Origin of the sequence: Clostridium sp., assembly GCF_029267215.1 — a bacterium.
Classification (GTDB): domain Bacteria; phylum Bacillota; class Clostridia; order Clostridiales; family Clostridiaceae; genus Sarcina.
Genome location: NZ_JARIDH010000022.1, coordinates 108,683 through 126,176, shown reverse-complemented (window position 1 = coordinate 126,176; position 17,494 = coordinate 108,683). Strand labels below are relative to the sequence as shown.

The following is a 17,494-nucleotide window of genomic DNA, read 5'->3' as shown; positions in this document are numbered from 1 at the left end:
TCCCCCTTAATAAATTAATCATTAATTTCTCTTACAAATATTTTTTGAGCTAAAGTTTTATCAAGTGCAAGTCTACTTCCATTTATACCAAGTATAAGGCCAGCACTATCATTTTTTATAATTTCAATATCATTTCCCTTTGAAATTCCAATCTCTCTAAGTCTTTTTCCTAGGGTATCATCAAGTAGTATTCTTTCAACTTGAATTGAGCTACCACCCTTTGCTAAAGCCATTGGCATCATAATGAATTCCTCCTAAACAAAAATACTTTTAGCTTCAGTTTTTCTTAAAGTAAGTTTATATCCTCTTACCATAACTTCAATTGGATCACCTAAAGGTGCTTTCCCAGTAATTTCTAGAGTGATACCAGGAGTAATCCCCATATCTAGAAGTCTTCTCTTAACAGAACTATCTTTTTCAAGTCCTTTGACTACTAATTTTTCACCAATCTTCTTTGTTTCTAAAGTTTCCATTTTATTATTCCTCCTAATTATAATTTGGTTAATTTACTGTTTAATGGTTTTATTGAGAGTAAATTCTTAAAAATAACAGATTTTTAATCTCAATACTAAGGTATAGGTAAAGGTATTTTATAAAAATTATAGAATTTAGTCTAAAAGTGATAGACCTTTCTTTGTGATTTCAAATCCTGAAAGTGGAGAAAGATTACTTGAACATCCACACCCACAACTTGAACATTTTTCTGCAGAACATCCACTTAGAGTGGTCTTATTTATAAACCCTTTTTTTTCTAGTTGTTCTTTATACATATCAACCATAGCTTCACTTATATTAAGTTTTGAAGCGATTGATGCTGAAGAAAATTCTCCAGAATCTTTTATTATTCTTAAGATGTCTTTCAACATTATAATCACACCTTTTCATTTATTTAATCTTGCAAAAGCAAGTGATAATTAATTTCATGTGTTATTATATTATTATTGATAATTATTTTCAATTGTGAATAAATATTGTTAATTACTGTATAAAGAAATTAACAAAGTACAAGTCTTATTTCCTTTAAAATGCTACAATTAACATATAGTTTTAATTTTATTAATAATTATGTAAACTAAATGCGAATTGTATATATAAATAAATTAATAATATTGTTTTATATTAAAAAATATATATAAATCTAAAACTAGCTGATATAAATAAGGTTTAAAGGTGAAGAAAAAAGTCGAAAGAAAGCTATTAAAAATTAAAATATGAATAAAGCGTTAAATATTCAGATTAAAAGTAAAACTGCTATTTTTATAGTTTATTTTTAGAAACTCAAATAAAATTAATATGAATTTGTGTTAATTTGGAATTGATGGGTTCTTTAATATGAAAAATTAGAATAATGTGGAATTTGGTTTAAAAGAAAAAACAAGGGTTTCCCCTTGTAATATAAAGATAAAGTTATTAGTAAAATTAGTGCTTGAAATGAGGTAACTAAAAAGTTCATATAGACTAATACATAACTTGTGTGAAGTGATAACTATTGTTTAAGTAAGTTTTAATATATAGGGGTTTAATAAAGGAGATGTGCATGCATAATAAAAATATTATCCTATATAATATCAAAACAAGGAGGTGGCTATGTATAAGTCTATATTATTATAAATATGAGTATTTATAAATTTTGTGAATGAAAACTTGTGATTTATAAATCAAAGTGTTTATTAAATTTATTTTATAAATGAAAGTAAGTAGATTTCATAGAGTAGGTTATAGTTTTTTGTTTGATTCATAAGTAAGTAATAGTGAATACTTTTAACTTTAACGGGAATATTAAGTTTATATTAATTAGAGCATTTATATTTTTCTGTTTTTAGAAATTTCTAATTCATTAATTTAAATGTTATTTTAGAAAGAGGAATATAAGAGTGACAGTTAATAAAATTTAATATAAAAGAGGAGGGAGTTGCTAAATATTTAAGGTTAGCAGCAAAATAAATTGGAAAATTCACTTATGTTTTGTTATCAGTGCGAGCAAACTGCTGGAGGTAAGGGATGTACTAAAATGGGTGTTTGTGGTAAAACACCGGAGGTTTCAAATTTACAAGACTTATTAATATATCAATTAAAAGGGATAGCTTCTTATGGAAAAGCAATTTTAGATAAAGGAGAGTGTGTTGAGGAAGGTGTAATTAAGTTTATAGAAGATTGCCTTTTTACAACACTTACAAATGTTAATTTTGATCCAGAAGTACATATTGAACTTCTTTTAAAATCACAAAAAATAAAAGAGGATATAAGAGAGAAGGCACCAATTGGAGAATACTGTGATCAGGCTACATATAATTTAAGTTGTACTAAGGAAGAAATGCTTAAAGATGCAGTAAAAGCTGGAATAATGTATGATGATTCATTAGATCAAGATATACGTTCTTTAAGAAGTACAATACTTTATGGATTAAAAGGAATAGCAGCCTATGGTCATCAAGCTAGATTTATAGGATATAAAAGTAGTGAAGTAGATAAGTTTTATATTACTGCTTTAGAAGCTACAACTAATCCAAAACTTAATTTAGATGATTTAATTGCATTAACAATGAAAACAGGAAATATAGCAATTGATGTTATGAAGCTTTTAGATGATGCAAATACAACAAAATATAACAATCCTTCACCACAAAAAGTTAATGTAACGCTTAAAAAAGGTCCTTTTATTATTGTTTCAGGACATGATTTAAGAGATTTAGAAATGCTTTTAGAACAAAGCGAAGGAAAAGGAGTAAATATATATACTCATGGAGAAATGCTTCCAGCACATGGATATGAAGGACTTAAAAAATATAAACACTTAGCAGGAAATTTTGGTTCTGCTTGGCAAAATCAACAAAAAGAGTTTGATAATATTAAAGGATGTATTTTAATGACAACAAACTGTATTATGAAACCTAGAGAAAGTTATAAAGATAGAATTTATAGTACTAGTGTTGTTGGATGGGAAGGAATACAGCATATAAAAGCTGATGAAAACGGAAAAAAAGATTTCTCAGAAATAATAAATAAGGCCATTGAACTTGGTGGATATGATAAAGATGAGGAATGTAAAGAGATATTGGTAGGATTTGGGCATAAAGCAACCTTAAGTCATGCAGAAGCTATTGTATCAGCAGTTAAAGAGGGGAAAATAAAACATTTCTTTGTAATTGGTGGCTGTGATGGTGCGAGACCTGGAAGAAACTATTATACAGATTTTGCGAAAAAAGTTCCAAAAGACTGTATAATATTAACATTAGCTTGTGGTAAGTATAGATTTAATAAATTGGATTTTGGAGAAGTTGCAGGGCTGCCAAGACTTTTAGACATAGGTCAGTGTAATGACTTATATTCAGCTGTTAAGATTGCTACAGCTTTAGCAGATGCCTTTGATACAAATGTAAATGCACTTCCACTTAGTATAATACTTTCTTGGTATGAGCAAAAAGCTGTCGCAGATTTACTTGCATTATTAGCTTTAGGTATTAAGGGAATATACATTGGGCCATCATTACCAGCATTCTTATCACCTAATGTATTACAATATTTAGTTGATAATTTTGATCTAAAACCAATAAGTACACCAGAGGATGATTTAAAGAATTGTTTACATCAAAATTTATAATATAATAACATAAAGCTATATTTTTAGAGTTGCTAAGAATATAGCTTTATTTTGTTTAATATTTAATTTAAGATTTTAGAAAAGAGAAACTTAATGTTTGAAATATAACACCATCAAAGAGTTTTGGAGAGGATATTTCTACCATCACTATAAAATAAAGAAGTTTTTTTGAAGCCATTTTCTATCCAAAATGACTGATTTCTATTATTTGTAGGGGTTAATTCAATTAGTTTTGCACCCTCTTTAATCATCTGTTTTTGAAGTTTTAGAAATGAAAGTGTACCTAAACTTTGAGCTCTAAAATCTTTATTTATGTAAAATTCAAGTATTTTAGACTTGCCAAATTCATTTATAAAAATCATATAAGTAGCAAAACCAATAATTTTTTCATTTAAGGTGAAAAATACTATTCTTAAAGGATTAAAATCTCTTTCACTTAGATTAATAACTTCTTTTTTATAATCTTCTGATAAAAAGTAATTTAATATCTTTGGGTCCTCTGAGGAGGTTTCGAAAATATCATTTATATATTCGTAAAACATATCCCAAAATAGGGCTAAATCCTTATAACTTTCAACATTTTTTATTTTTATATTCATAATTATTATGGAAAATCTTATTCTCCATATTCTCCTTTCATAAAAATATGTTAATTAGATTTTCTTAAAAGGATTCTCAATTAAAAGAGAAGGATACTTTGAGAATCCTAAGAAAAATATAAGTTTTAAAAAGATTATAGTTAATATATATGAAAGAAATTAGGTGGATATTAGCAAATTAGAAAAATTAAAAAATTTTAATCTTTCTCTAATTTATGATTAATGAACAAGGCTTTAAAGTAGTTTATTATTAAGTCATAAGATGTGAGGAGGAATTAAAAATGAAAAATATATTATTAAGAGTTAAAGAGGGATTTAATAAATATAAAAAGAAAATATTGATAACATGTATTGTTATGGCAATTGGAGTAACATCAATTGTAACTTTTGGTGGATATTATATTTATGAAAAGGTGAAAAGTAACACAAAATATACACAAGCTCAATGTGAGGAAATTGCATTAAAGAAAGTTCCTGGAGAAGTTGTTAGAGTTAAAAAAGAAATAGAAGATGGAGCCTTAGAATATGAGTTTAAGATAAAGGACAAGAATAATATGCTTCAAGAGGTAAATGTAGATGCAAGTTTTGGTGCTATTACTGAGGTTAGTTATGAGGAGGATGACTTTCATCATGAGCATGAACATAAAAAATTTCACCAGGTTAAAGAAAGTGATAATAATATAGTAAATAGTAACAATGTATAAAATTTATAGAGGATTATTTTTTATTAAGGTGATAAAATTATAGTGGGCTTAAGGCTCACTATTTTTTATGTTTTTTATGTTTAGCTAAATATTTAGGTGATTAATTTAAATCTTATAGAAGATAGAGAATTCTCTAAAGTTTAGTTGAAAATATATTGATTTAGTATAGTTATAAGATGATAATTTACGTAATTAGCCAGTATTTAGGAGGATATATATGAAAAAAATTTTAATTGTTGAGGATGAAGCAAATATTTCAGATTTTCTTAAAATGGAATTAGAATATGAAAGATATGATGTGAATATTAAATCTGATGGAAGAGAGGGGTTAAATGATGCATTAGAAAATCAGTATGATCTTATAATTCTAGATATTATGCTACCTAGTATGAATGGTTTTGAGATTTGTAGAAGACTAAAAAGGGAAAAAAATACACCTGTAATAATGCTTAGTGCTAAGGATTCTGTAATGGATAAGGTGAATGGTCTTAATATAGGTGCAGATGATTATTTAGCTAAACCCTTTGCAATTGAGGAGCTTATAGCAAGAATAGAGGTTGTTTTTAGAAGAGAAGAAAATAAACCACATTCAGAAATTTATTTTAAAGACCTTTTAATTAACAAGGATTTAAGGGTCTTATACAAGAATGGGGAGGAAATTACTTTAACTAATAAGGAGTATGAACTTTTAATGCTTCTTATAAATAATAAAAATAAGGTTTTATCAAGAGATGAAATCTTAAATGAAATCTGGGGATATGATTATGAGCCAGAAACAAATATTACAGATGTATATATAAGATATTTAAGAACAAAATTAGATTCAAAGGATAAGGAAAAATATATTCAAACCATACGTTCAGTAGGATATGTCATGAAAGAATAAACTTAAGAATTTATATTATGTCAGGAGTAAGAACATGATAAATAAATTAAAAAAGAAAGGTAAATTACCAATATTTCAAGAACTTACATTAGGTTCATTAGCAATTATATTAGTTATATTAATAGTATATACTGGGGTTCAGCTTATTGGATTTACATTTTTTATTAGGGATTATGAAAAAGACTTACTTAAAAATCAATATGCAAACATCTCATCGCTTATGAGAGATGAGAATATTGGTATGTCTAAGAAAGAATTTGAAAGTTATCTAAATAGAATATCTTTTTATAGTGATGAGGATGATGAAACTTATTTTATAAGAATTTATTCTAAAGAGGGGGAACTTATATATAAAAATGATGATATTAAAGAGGGGAATCTTTATTTAAATGAGGGTAAGGTGAAAGTTAAAACTAAATTTATAGGATTTAAACCTTATGATGTTTTAAGTGGACCTATAAAAATAGAAAATAAGGAATACATAATAGAAATAATTAAGAATATAGATGTTTTTAAGGATTTTATAGAAAATTATTTTTATGGATTCTTAGGGACTTTAATATTTGCTGCTATACTTAGTATATTAGGTGCTATGTATGTATCTAGGAATTTCCTTAAAAGATTAAATAAGCTTACAGATACAATTATTGAAATAAAAAATAATGGATTTCATGAAAGAGCCTATGTTTCAAAAGAAAATGATGAATTTGATAGGGTTAATATAATTTTTAATTCTATGATGGATGATGTTGAAGAGAATTTAGAAAAACAAAAGAGATTTGTATCAGATGCGTCCCATGAATTAAAAACACCTCTTACAGCCCTTCAAGGACATTTAAGTATGCTTAAAAGATGGGGGAAAAATGATGAGAAGATATTAAATAAATCTTTAGATATTTGCTTAAATGAGGTGGATAGATTGAAGAAAATAGTTAATGATATGCTTCTTTTGTCAAGGGTTGAAAAAGAAGAGATTGATATAAATAACTTAAAACAATATAATCCTAGGGATTTAATACTTGAAACCTTAGAAAATTACAAGATCTTAAATGAAAAATTAATATATTCACTTAAAGAAGAGGATGACTTTGAGATTAATATGAAAGAAGAACATTTAAAACAACTTCTTATAATATTTATGGATAATGCTATAAAATACAATGATAAAGAAAAGATTAAAATAGATATTAATTTATTTAGCTTTAAAGGGGAGAAAATATTAACAATAAGAGATAATGGGATTGGAATTCCAGAGGAGTCTATTAATAAGGTTACTAATAGATTTTATAAAGTAGATGAGTCAAGGTTTAAGAATAATTCCTTTGGGCTTGGATTATCAATAGCTGAAAGAATAATAAAGCTTTATAATGGAAAACTTTATATTAATAGTAAATTAGGAGAATTTACAGAAATTAAGATTATTTTTTGATTAATTGTTAATAAAGTTATATATTATGGTATACTATATATTAATAGTTAATATTATATAAACCTTATATTTATATAAGGTTTATATTTATATCTTTATTTAAAGTTAATGTTTATAAAATTTATATTTAACGAATGAAATCTTATAATTCTTAAGGTTAAATTTTCTTTAAAATTTACAAAGAATATGCAAAGAATTATAAGGGCTGTTGGAGTGGTTCAATATTTGTTTAAATAAAAAAGGGGAGGTGAAAGTCACTACTTATAGGTTATAAATAACATCTATAGGGTTAGATTTATAATTAAATAATATATAAGTTTGTGGCTAATTATTTGAAGTTAGTTTGGAAAGGAAAATTTAAAGATGTAGGGGATTTACCTATTGGAGATTTACCAGAGGGTGCTGTAATGATTGGGGAGACAGAAACAGCAAGAGAAATTGCTAAGACAATTAGAATTTCTTTAATTCCAGTTATATTATTTTTATTGGTTGTTATATTAATAAGAATAAAAATCGGTGGTTTTTTTTCATTAGGTAATGTAATAAATCCATGGGGAGTAGTACTTATACCATTTGCTATATTACCACATGAATTTTTACATGCAATAGTTTTTCCTAAATGCTCTGAAGTAGAAATGTGGTATTCCATAAAAGAGATGACGGCTATAGTAAAAACAAACAGTGCTATTTCTAAAAAAAGATTTATTTTCTTAAGTATATTACCAAATATAATATTAGGTTTTTTACCACTTATATTATGGATTTTTATACCAAATAGTATGGAGTTTTGGGGAAGTATTTTATTTACTTTTGGATTTATAGAGTTAATAATGGGAGTTAGTGATTTTATGAATATTTATAATAGCATAAAACAAGTTCCAAGTCGTGCAAAAATACAAGTGGCTGGACTTAACTCTTATTGGTATATTTAATTAGAAATATTTTTTAAAGTTAGTTTTTATAAAAAGTATAAATATATAGACATTAAGTATATATTTTAAAATGAAAGTTAGTTTACATATTTTAAAAAACATAAAAAGCAAGTATTAACTTGCTTTTTCTATTTTTTAAGAGAGATAAAAATGATATAATATATATAAATTAAATTTATGAATAAATAAAAATATATGGATATATTTTAAGCCATAGATAATTATATATAGGAGGAGATAAAAATGGGTTTTTTTAATAAAAATGGAGATGTTAGAAGTGATATAGAAGTAAAATTAAACGAAGATGGAAATGTGGAGAATGTTGAATTTAATGAAGAAGATGTAGTTTTAGAAGGGGAAGATATGGGATTAGAAGATGAGGTTCCAGAAACTATTGAGAGAGAAAAAGGAGAGATTTTAAACCCTATTCCAGTACATAGTAGACCAGAGGATGATATGTTAGACTATATGCTAACTCTTACAGAGGAGCAAAAATTAAAACTTAATGAACTTATACAGTCTAATGATTACGCCGCTGTTGGACGTTTGCTTTCAGAACATAAAAGGATATTATCAACACCTAAGGAATTATTTAAAGTAGATTTAGGCTTTGATAACAGCGAAATAATACCACTTAAATCTGCTACAGTTTTAGCGATGGACGAGCTTGATGCATTTAAAACTTTAGCAATCCAATATCCTATATTAAAAGAACTAGATAAAAAGAATATTGTAATAAACAAATTAAATAGAGTACAACAATCACAAGTTTTATTAGTTGATGGTCAATGGAGATAATTGTATATAAATTAGTGATTTAAAAATAAAAAAAGTATGCTGTTATTTTAAACATCATACTTTTTTATTTAGTTTTAATTAAAGGATATGTTTTAAATTTTTAATGAGTTAATTTAATAGCTAAAATTAACTAAAAATTTGAAGGTTAACATTATTTGGAGTATATAATATAAATATAATTTAAAAAGTTATAAATAATATTGAAAATAGGATTATAGGTTGAAAACATGAGAAGAGATATGGAAGATAGATTAAATTTATTTATTGAAAATATTAAGATTTTAAATAGTATTAAAGGAATCAAATTAACAACAACAAATATTTTAATAAAGTGTGCAGCTTTAAATTTAACAATAAAAAATAAAATAGCAGAAAAAGATAAGATAGAAAAGACAATTAAGATAATAAAAGAAAATACATCTGTATTTTCGAATTTTAGATCTATAAATATTTTAAATTTAGCTATAAATATTTATGAAGAAGAGGATATAAAAGATGCTTTAGAAGATATAAATTTAATATGCAAAGAGTTGAAAAAGGAATTGTTTGCTAATCAATATCTTGTTTTAGCAGCACAAATTATATATTTTGCAAGAGAAAAAAAATCCGTAACAAGTTCAATAATTGATTCAAGAAGAGCATATGGATACATGAAGAAAAATAATATGTTTTTAACAGGACAAGCCCATATATGTGAAGCGGCAATAATAGCAACAACCTCTCAAAATTTAAATGAGACATTTAGAGATATTGAAGATTGTTACACTCTTTTGAAGGCAGCTGGTTTTCAAAAGGGAAATGATCTTCAAAGCTTATGCCATTTATTATCTGTTATAAATAAAACAAGCAGAGAGAAATGTAAAATGGTTGCAAAAATGAATAATACATTAGAGGAGTGTAAGGTTCCATTAAGATGGTCTGCAACTCCTCTTCTAGGTATAACACCCTTTGTTTGTGATGATTATAAAGAATTTGGAGAAGAAGTTAAGAAAGTATCAGAAAGACTAAAAAAGGTAAGTGGATTTGGAACTTTTAGTATGTGGTATTACGTTAGAAATATGATAGCAGCTTCAATTGTGGCATCTGTATATGCCAAGGAATGTATTCATAAGGATAATATGATTAATTTAACAAATAACACATCAATAAATATTGTTATAGCCTCACAAATAGCTATTATAACCGCAGTGACAGCAAGTATAGTGGCAGTAAGTTCTATAAGTAGCAATTAATATATTTTTATGAATCCACTTAAACATTAATTGATTTATAAAAGCATATATAAATATAAATTAGGAAATTATATTTATATATGTATAATAATTTTAATTATAATAAAGAGGTGGGTTTAGATGGAAAATTTATTTAGCATAAAAGAAGAATTATGTTTAGATAAAAATAATATAAAAGATAATGAGGAAATAGAAGCTTTTTGCTTTAATTGTGGAAAAGGGTTTGGAGTAGAAGATGGCGGATTTTTTATAGTAGATGAAACATATTGTTCTTTAGAATGTTTAGTTGAACAGATTGTTAAAAATATAGAACGCGAAATAAGTTTTAAAAAGTTAAAAAAAGAAGAAATTTCTTTGGAGTATTTAAAAGGAAATTATGCAAATGAAGCTTTTTCACATTTAAATAGGCATTATGGGTTAGATGAAAATAAGAAAAAAATTATTATAAATAAAATACATGAGTTATATGCTGATTATTTATTAGCTCTTCTTTTGGATTATTAAACTTAAAAAAGATTTATTATAGGAAATTCCGTGATTAATTAATCACGGAATTTTATTTTTTAATTAAGTTTATTAAATAAACTTAATTTGGGATTGCTTTATAAGATTAACTGATAAAATAGTTAGGAACTTAAAAAAGTTTGCAACCTTTTTGAGAGATGACTTCTCTAATAAGTGAAAAAGGTTTTTTAGTAGTTATTAAAATTTTGTATATTTCAAGTAAATACTAATTAAAGTTACTGAATTAAATTAATTAATAACTATTTTAAAATTTTTATATAGATTAAAATCAAAAAGTATAAGGTCTAATAAAATAATTATTTTATATTAAAGTATTAAGGGGGAAGTCTTAAGGAAATGGATATTCTTATAAAAAGAGCTTTAAATGGAGATCATGAAGCTTTTATTGAGATTATAGAAAGTTCAACGGGACAGTTATATAGAGTTGGAAAATCTATTCTTAAAAATGATGAAGATATTGGAGATGCATTGCAGGAAACCATAATGATAGCTTATGAAAAATTACATACTCTTAAAGAGCCAAAGTATTTTAGAACATGGCTTGTTAGGATTCTAATAAATAGATGTAATTATATATTAAGTAGAAATAAGAAGGTTATATCATTAGATGAGGGTAATATATTATCTTATAAAGATGGAGGATTTAAAGATTTAGAGTTAAATGAGGCAATAAATGAATTGAAAGAAGATTATAGAGTAGTTATAAATCTTCATTATATTATGGGATTTAGTATAAAGGAAATATGTTCAATATTAGATGAGAAGGAAGGCACAATAAAGTCAAGGCTTTTCAGAGCTAGAAATGATTTGAGAGTTTTTTATGAGGTTAGTAAGGGGGCAAAATAGATGGATAATTTAGAAAAAGACTTATTAAACTTAAAAAATGAAAATATAGAAGTTCCAAAATGTGTTTTAAATAAGGTTAATTTAGCCTTTGATGAAATAAGAAAAAGAAGTGGCAATGAGGATAAAAATTCATTTGATGAAAGAGGAGATTATGGAATTAATTTAGAAAATAAAAAAAATAGTAAGTATGAATTAAATAGAAATTTAAATTTAGATGATAAATTAGAAAGATGGAGTAAAGATAAAGAAAATTTAGGTGCAGGATTTAAGGCGTATAATATAGTGGGTGGAAATTTAGTTAATAGTTCAGATAAGAAAAAGAAACAAGAGAATATAGAAAGAAGAAAACCTAACAAAAGAAGATATGTAGGAATAGCTTCAGGATTAGCTTTAGTTACTTTAGTTGGGTTATCAACTCCTGTTAGAGGGGCTATAAATAAGTTGTTTTTCAATAATTCAGGTATTGAAAGTGCGATAAACAATAATTATATTCAAAAAATATCAGATAAAGGTATTTCATATAATGACTTTAATATTAATCTAAAAAAGGTTTTAGTAGATAGTAGTAAAATAATATTAGATTTTGAAATTGAAGTCAAAGATGCTAAGAAACTCTTAAACTTAGATCAAGATAAAATAGATACTGAATGTAACTTAGAATTATATGATGAAAAGGGGGACGTTATTGAAAAAGACGGTGTCTTAGGACCTATATCAGATTTAGAATATAGTATATCTAAAGATAATTTAGAGGATAATAAAATTAATTTAATAACTATGTTTAATTCTAATAGAGGGAAAATTCCAACTATGAATAAGATGAAGGTTAAATTTAAATCCTTATCTTTTAGAAATGAAAAAGGTAATTTAATTTATGAGAAAAATCTAAATTGGAACTTTAATGTTAATTTAGATGAAAAGTTTAAACAACATAAAGATATTATTTACTCATATAAAAATGAATCACCTAATAATATAGTGATTCATGAAGCTAAGGCAGTTCCTACAGGATTATTTATTGATTTAGACTACTTACCAAGAGGATATTATGAAAATTTATTATTAAAAATGAAAATTAAGGATAAAAATGGTAATATTTATAAGATGAATGGTTGTAATATGGAGTCATTAGATAATGGAGGAGATAGAGTAAAGGGAACTTTTGAAGGAATATCATCCTTTGATAATGTTGATGAATTTACTTTAGAAATAGAAAATCCAGATGGAAAAACAATAGATAAGGTTAACTTTTTTAGAAAGTAATGTTTAAGGGCATGTATCAAAATAAGTTTTATTATTATATTTTGATATATGCCCATTTTATTTTGTGAAAATTGTAGAGAACTATTTAAATATGTTAGAATAGCTTTATTAAAAAGTAAGGAGGGGTATGCCTTTGGAATTAGAAATTTTAATGAAAAACTTGATTAGGCGAACTTCTAGCTTTACAAGAGAGCAAGGAAAAGTTTTGATTAGGAATAAATATATAAAAGATTTAAAGGGGAAAAGTGTAGAAGGAACTTATAATATATATGGAAGAATATTAAATGATGATAAGAATGGGGAGTATGACACTCATTTAAAGATTGATATTAAAAGTAGCCAAATAACTTGGGTTAAATGTACTTGTGATACTTTTAAAGAAAATAATAAGCTTATAAGAAATTATATGTGCAAGCATCTTTCTGCAACAGGAGATTCTTTTTATAATGTGGCTAAGAAAAAGCAGGGAAATAGAAAGGTAAGTAGTAAGGAAGAGAAAGTTCTTAAACCTAAAGAGGATAGGAAAAAAGAAACTAAAAGATTTCTTACTTTAGATATAAATGTAAGGCATTTAAAAAATGAGGGAATTAGGTTCTTTAATTGCGAGTTTAGAATTGGAGTTGATAATCCTAATTTGATTTTAGATCTTAAGGATTTTTTATGTAAAAGTAGTCTTAAAAAGGATTTGAAGTTTAATGATAATTTTACTTATAATCCATTAAAAGATGATTTTTTACCTGAAGATAAAAAGATAATTAGGTTTATTGTGAATAATAGAGATAAGATAAAGGGGAGATATTTAAGTCTTAGACAAAATGATATAAGGGATTTCTTTAAGCTTATTGATGAAAAGAAGAAGTTTAATTTTAACTATAACTCAATAAATTATGAAGTTAAGGTAAAAAATGAAAATGTACCAGTTTCATTAACACTTAAAGAAAATAAAGAGGGATTTATTTTAAGTCATCATAAGAAGTTTCCAGTAGTTTTAAATAACACAGGAGATGTTATGCTTTTTGATAGAAATATATATCTTCCTAGGAAAAGACAGTTAGAATACTACCTTCCTATATACAATAAGTTCTTGAGAAATAATACTATAGTGTATAAAAAAGACTTAAATGTATTACAAAATCTATTAGAGGAGCTTAAAAATATAAGTAGGAATATTGTTTTAGATGAGGGAGTTAGAACTTATAAAGAAAAGATTATGAAGCCTACATTCTATTTTTATATGAATAAAGGAAATCTTTATTGTAATGTGAAAATAGATTATTGCGGATATATAATTGATTTAATAAAGAATGAATCGGATAAAAGCTTTTTAAGAGATTTTGGAAAAGAAAAGTATTTAGAATTTCAGCTTGAAAGATTTAAGTTCATAAAAAGAGAAAAAGACTTTGGCTTTATAGGGGCGGAAGAGGATGAGTATCTTCTTTTATCAAAGGGGTTAAAAAGTTTTAGGGACCTTGGAGAAGTTAAATTATCTTCTGAACTTGAAGAGTTTAATATTATAGATTCCTCTAAGATTAAATCAAGTTTAGAGGAGTTTTCAAATTTTTATAAGCTTAAATTTGATTTTGGTGATTTTGATGTGGAAGAGATTGGAAGTGGAATGGAAGCTTTAAAAAGAGGAGATAAGTTTTACAAAACTAAGAAAACTTACTTAGACTTAGAAGATGAGGGCGTAGTTCAATTTTTAAACTTTTTAGATGATTTAGGACTTCATAATATAAAAGATAAGGAAATTGAAATTGATAAAAATAAGGTTATTTATTTACAAGAGAAGCTTAAAAATAGAAATCTATCCTTTATAAAAGGGGGAAATGTTTTAAGAGAAATAGTGAAGAAACTTTTAAATAAGGAGTTTAAAAGAAAACTTGTTCCAAAGGCCTTAAATGCAGATCTTAGAAACTATCAAAAGGATGGATTTAAGTGGATTAATGAAATTACATCCTTAGGCTTTGGAGGGGTTTTAGCTGATGATATGGGACTTGGAAAAACACTTCAAATAATAGCCTTTTTGCTTTCTCAAAAAAAGAAAAAAAGCTTAATTGTGGTGCCAACCTCAGTAATATACAATTGGATGGATGAATTTGAAAAGTTTTCACCATCATTAAAAATTGGTATGGTTCATGGAAGCAAGGCAAAAAGAGAAAAGGTATTAAATGATTTTAAAAAATCTTTAGGAATAAAAGTTTATGAAGAGTCCTCTGAGAATAGTAAAAAGTTAAAGAAATATGAAAAGTATGATGTATTATTAACTACCTATGGAACTTTAAAAAATGATGAAGAGTTTTATAAGGATTTAAAATTTGATTATTTTATAATTGATGAAGCACAAAATATAAAGAATCCAGATGCTCAGGCTACTTTATCAGTTAAGGAGATAAAGTCTGGATGTAATATTGCATTAACAGGGACACCAATAGAAAATAATTTGCTTGAACTTTGGTCTATATTTGATTTTGTAATGCCTGGATATTTATTCTCTAAGGAAAGGTTTAAAGAGAGGTTTATTCAGGATGAAAATAATTTAGAAGAGTTAAAGACATTAATTACTCCATTTATTTTAAGAAGGCTAAAAGAAGAGGTTTTAAGTGAACTTCCAGAAAAGGTTGAAAAGAAATATTTAGTTGAAATGAAACCTAAACAAAATAGGGTTTATAAATCTTACCTTAAAAAGATAAAGGAATATATAAATGATAAAAACTCTGGTTCAAAGGAAAAGATAAACTTATTTGCTTATTTAACTAAGCTTAGGGAGATATGTTTAGATCCATCTTTAGTTTTAGAGGAATATAAAGGTGGAAGTGGAAAGATGGAGGTTCTTAAAGAACTTGTTAAAAATACAAGTGAAGCTGGAAAGAAAATTCTACTATTTTCTCAATTTACTTCTGTACTTAAAAATATAGAAAAAGACTTTGAAAAAGAAAAAATACCTACTCTTTATTTAGATGGAGGGACATCTGCTAAAGAAAGAGTTGAAATGGTTAAAAGGTTTAATGAAGATGAAAATATAAAGGTGTTTTTAATATCATTAAAAGCTGGGGGCGTAGGTTTAAATCTAACATCAGCAAGTGTTGTAATTCATTTTGATCCATGGTGGAATCCAGCCGTTGAAGATCAAGCAACAGATAGGGCTCATAGATTTGGACAAGAAAACAAAGTAGAAGTAATAAAACTTGTTGCTAAAGATACTGTGGAAGAAAAAATAATATTGATGCAGGAAGATAAAAGAGAGCTTATTCAAAGCTTAATGGATGGAAAGGCTATGGATGGTAAAGGATTAAAAGGTCTTACGGAAGACGAAATAAAAAAGCTTTTTGCATAAAGAAAAAACTAGGATAAATTAATAATCCTAGTTTTTCTTTTTTAATCATACCAATTATCTGTATTTGGTGGCAAACTAAGTCAGAGAGTTTAAAAGAAATAAGTGCGTAGAGAAAATGGCACTTATAACTAATAATCCATGAAAATCATCTAAGTTAGTTTTAAAGCAAAGAAGGTTATTTGTTAGAAATACAATATAAAAGTTAGATAACAGAAGCCTAAAAATTTTTATAGTATAACCATACATTGGTTTGTATGGAATAAATTTTAATATACTATAATTCTATTATAAACTAATATTGTTAATATATAAACAAATTTTCTAAAAAGTGTTAAGAAAATATTTTTTACTCCATATTCGATGAAACTCTAAACTGTTTATTAATATGGTCCAAAAGTTTATCTAAAATAAACACTAGTTTGAAATAGAGCCTATTATTTAATCTTAAGATTATAAATATATAGAAAAATAGGTGTTTTAGGTTATAATATATTTATGTAATCTAAAAAGATTAAAGCTTGAGTATGAATAAAATAAATATAAAAACATTTTAGATGTTAAAGGGGAGTTTATGTTCTAATTTCCTTTAATCATCTTAATAAGAAAGGAATTAAATTATATTTAATGAGAATAAATAAACTTTTTAGTAATTTTGGAATATGTTCTAGAAAAGAGACTAACAAAATAATAAGAGAAGGAAGAGTTACTGTTAATGGAAAACTCTGTATAGAAGGACAATGGGTTGAGTTAGAAGATGAAATACTACTAGATGGAGAACCTATAAAAGAGAAGGAAAAGATTTATATTGCTTTAAATAAGCCAGTTGGAGTGGTTTGCACATCAGCTGAGGAGGTTAAAAATAACATAATAGATTATTTAGGATTTGAGGATTATATTTTTCCTATAGGAAGACTTGATAAAGATTCACAAGGACTTATTATTTTAACTAATGATGGTGATTTAGCAAATGAGGTTTTAGCTTCAGAAAATAACCATGAGAAAGAATATATAGTAACATTAGATCAACCTTTTTATGATGACTTCATAGAAAAAATGGAAAGTGGAGTTGAAATACTAGGACAAGTTACAAGGTCTTGCAAAGTTAAAAGAATAAATGAAAACACATATTCAATAATCTTAACACAAGGATTAAATAGGCAGATTAGAAGAATGAGCAAGGTTTTTGGGTATAATGTTGTTAAGTTAGAGAGAGTTAGAATAGTTAATATTGAATTAGATAACTTAGAATATGGAAAATGGAGATATATAGATAAAAAAGAAATTGAAGAATTAGAAAGCTTAATAAGATGATTTAAAAATAATATAAAGTAGATTTTTCATTTTA

The 17,494-nt window shown here is 25.7% G+C and carries 16 protein-coding genes; 12 read left to right on the top strand and 4 right to left on the bottom strand.

Annotation, left to right across the window (positions count from 1 at the left end):
- Positions 1-14: 14 nt before the first annotated feature.
- The 3 genes from Q1K13_RS03035 to Q1K13_RS03025 all read right to left on the bottom strand — a co-directional run bounded on the left by Q1K13_RS03035 (position 15) and on the right by Q1K13_RS03025 (position 866).
- The gene (locus Q1K13_RS03035) at positions 15-242 is read right to left on the bottom strand and encodes a FeoA family protein (RefSeq protein ID WP_300347648.1); all 228 of its coding nucleotides are present in this window, start codon (positions 240-242) and stop codon (positions 15-17) included.
- 12 nt (positions 243-254) lie between these two features.
- The gene (locus tag Q1K13_RS03030; RefSeq protein ID WP_300347647.1) at positions 255-473 is read right to left on the bottom strand and encodes a FeoA family protein; all 219 of its coding nucleotides are present in this window, start codon (positions 471-473) and stop codon (positions 255-257) included.
- 135 nt (positions 474-608) lie between these two features.
- Positions 609-866, bottom strand: coding sequence for a MarR family transcriptional regulator (locus Q1K13_RS03025; RefSeq protein WP_300347646.1), 258 nt, complete (start codon positions 864-866; stop codon positions 609-611).
- A gap of 1,079 nt (positions 867-1,945) precedes the next feature.
- Here Q1K13_RS03025 and hcp point away from each other — a divergent pair.
- Positions 1,946-3,601: a hydroxylamine reductase gene (hcp, locus tag Q1K13_RS03020; RefSeq protein WP_300347645.1), complete on the top strand. Its 1,656-nt coding sequence runs from the start codon at positions 1,946-1,948 to the stop codon at positions 3,599-3,601.
- A gap of 113 nt (positions 3,602-3,714) precedes the next feature.
- Here hcp and Q1K13_RS03015 read toward each other — a convergent pair whose 3' ends face one another.
- On the bottom strand, positions 3,715-4,200 hold the full coding sequence (locus Q1K13_RS03015; protein ID WP_300347643.1) for a GNAT family N-acetyltransferase: 486 nt from the start codon (positions 4,198-4,200) through the stop codon (positions 3,715-3,717).
- Positions 4,201-4,481: 281 nt separating this feature from the next.
- Here Q1K13_RS03015 and Q1K13_RS03010 point away from each other — a divergent pair, with 281 nt between their 5' ends.
- From Q1K13_RS03010 to Q1K13_RS02960, 11 genes are all read left to right on the top strand, one after another.
- Positions 4,482-4,904, top strand: a complete 423-nt coding sequence (locus tag Q1K13_RS03010; RefSeq protein ID WP_300347642.1) for a PepSY domain-containing protein — start codon at positions 4,482-4,484, stop codon at positions 4,902-4,904.
- Between the two features lie 217 nt (positions 4,905-5,121).
- The gene (locus Q1K13_RS03005) at positions 5,122-5,790 is read left to right on the top strand and encodes a response regulator transcription factor (protein ID WP_300347641.1); all 669 of its coding nucleotides are present in this window, start codon (positions 5,122-5,124) and stop codon (positions 5,788-5,790) included.
- A 34-nt stretch (positions 5,791-5,824) separates the two neighbouring features.
- Positions 5,825-7,219, top strand: a complete 1,395-nt coding sequence (locus Q1K13_RS03000) for a sensor histidine kinase (RefSeq protein ID WP_300347640.1) — start codon at positions 5,825-5,827, stop codon at positions 7,217-7,219.
- A gap of 332 nt (positions 7,220-7,551) precedes the next feature.
- The gene (locus Q1K13_RS02995; protein WP_300347638.1) at positions 7,552-8,151 is read left to right on the top strand and encodes a DUF3267 domain-containing protein; all 600 of its coding nucleotides are present in this window, start codon (positions 7,552-7,554) and stop codon (positions 8,149-8,151) included.
- A gap of 243 nt (positions 8,152-8,394) precedes the next feature.
- Positions 8,395-8,949, top strand: coding sequence for a hypothetical protein (locus Q1K13_RS02990; RefSeq protein WP_300347637.1), 555 nt, complete (start codon positions 8,395-8,397; stop codon positions 8,947-8,949).
- Positions 8,950-9,176: 227 nt separating this feature from the next.
- A complete protein-coding gene (locus Q1K13_RS02985; protein WP_300347636.1) occupies positions 9,177-10,181 on the top strand; it encodes a DUF4003 family protein in 1,005 nt (334 codons plus the stop codon).
- Positions 10,182-10,301: 120 nt separating this feature from the next.
- Positions 10,302-10,685, top strand: coding sequence for a hypothetical protein (locus Q1K13_RS02980; RefSeq protein ID WP_300347634.1), 384 nt, complete (start codon positions 10,302-10,304; stop codon positions 10,683-10,685).
- A gap of 357 nt (positions 10,686-11,042) precedes the next feature.
- Positions 11,043-11,552, top strand: a complete 510-nt coding sequence (locus tag Q1K13_RS02975; protein ID WP_300347633.1) for an RNA polymerase sigma factor — start codon at positions 11,043-11,045, stop codon at positions 11,550-11,552.
- Positions 11,553-12,815: a hypothetical protein gene (locus tag Q1K13_RS02970; RefSeq protein WP_300347632.1), complete on the top strand. Its 1,263-nt coding sequence runs from the start codon at positions 11,553-11,555 to the stop codon at positions 12,813-12,815.
- A gap of 133 nt (positions 12,816-12,948) precedes the next feature.
- Positions 12,949-16,149: a DEAD/DEAH box helicase gene (locus Q1K13_RS02965; protein WP_366522604.1), complete on the top strand. Its 3,201-nt coding sequence runs from the start codon at positions 12,949-12,951 to the stop codon at positions 16,147-16,149.
- A gap of 624 nt (positions 16,150-16,773) precedes the next feature.
- Positions 16,774-17,460: a pseudouridine synthase gene (locus Q1K13_RS02960; protein WP_300347630.1), complete on the top strand. Its 687-nt coding sequence runs from the start codon at positions 16,774-16,776 to the stop codon at positions 17,458-17,460.
- The last annotated feature ends 34 nt before the right edge of the window (positions 17,461-17,494 follow it).

What these genes read in the sequence shown, in the direction of transcription:
- Q1K13_RS02970 (WP_300347632.1), top strand. Translation starts at nt 11,553, where the DNA reads ATGGATAATTTAGAAAAAGACTTATTAAACTTAAAAAATGAAAATATA.
- Q1K13_RS02960 (WP_300347630.1), top strand. Translation starts at nt 16,774, where the DNA reads ATGAGAATAAATAAACTTTTTAGTAATTTTGGAATATGTTCTAGAAAA.
- Q1K13_RS02975 (WP_300347633.1), top strand. Translation starts at nt 11,043, where the DNA reads ATGGATATTCTTATAAAAAGAGCTTTAAATGGAGATCATGAAGCTTTT.
- Q1K13_RS02985 (WP_300347636.1), top strand. Translation starts at nt 9,177, where the DNA reads ATGAGAAGAGATATGGAAGATAGATTAAATTTATTTATTGAAAATATT.
- Q1K13_RS03005 (WP_300347641.1), top strand. Translation starts at nt 5,122, where the DNA reads ATGAAAAAAATTTTAATTGTTGAGGATGAAGCAAATATTTCAGATTTT.
- Q1K13_RS02980 (WP_300347634.1), top strand. Translation starts at nt 10,302, where the DNA reads ATGGAAAATTTATTTAGCATAAAAGAAGAATTATGTTTAGATAAAAAT.
- Q1K13_RS03025 (WP_300347646.1), bottom strand. Translation starts at nt 866, where the DNA reads ATGTTGAAAGACATCTTAAGAATAATAAAAGATTCTGGAGAATTTTCT.
- Q1K13_RS03010 (WP_300347642.1), top strand. Translation starts at nt 4,482, where the DNA reads ATGAAAAATATATTATTAAGAGTTAAAGAGGGATTTAATAAATATAAA.
- Q1K13_RS03030 (WP_300347647.1), bottom strand. Translation starts at nt 473, where the DNA reads ATGGAAACTTTAGAAACAAAGAAGATTGGTGAAAAATTAGTAGTCAAA.
- Q1K13_RS03015 (WP_300347643.1), bottom strand. Translation starts at nt 4,200, where the DNA reads ATGAATATAAAAATAAAAAATGTTGAAAGTTATAAGGATTTAGCCCTA.
- Q1K13_RS03035 (WP_300347648.1), bottom strand. Translation starts at nt 242, where the DNA reads ATGATGCCAATGGCTTTAGCAAAGGGTGGTAGCTCAATTCAAGTTGAA.
- Q1K13_RS02990 (WP_300347637.1), top strand. Translation starts at nt 8,395, where the DNA reads ATGGGTTTTTTTAATAAAAATGGAGATGTTAGAAGTGATATAGAAGTA.
- Q1K13_RS03000 (WP_300347640.1), top strand. Translation starts at nt 5,825, where the DNA reads ATGATAAATAAATTAAAAAAGAAAGGTAAATTACCAATATTTCAAGAA.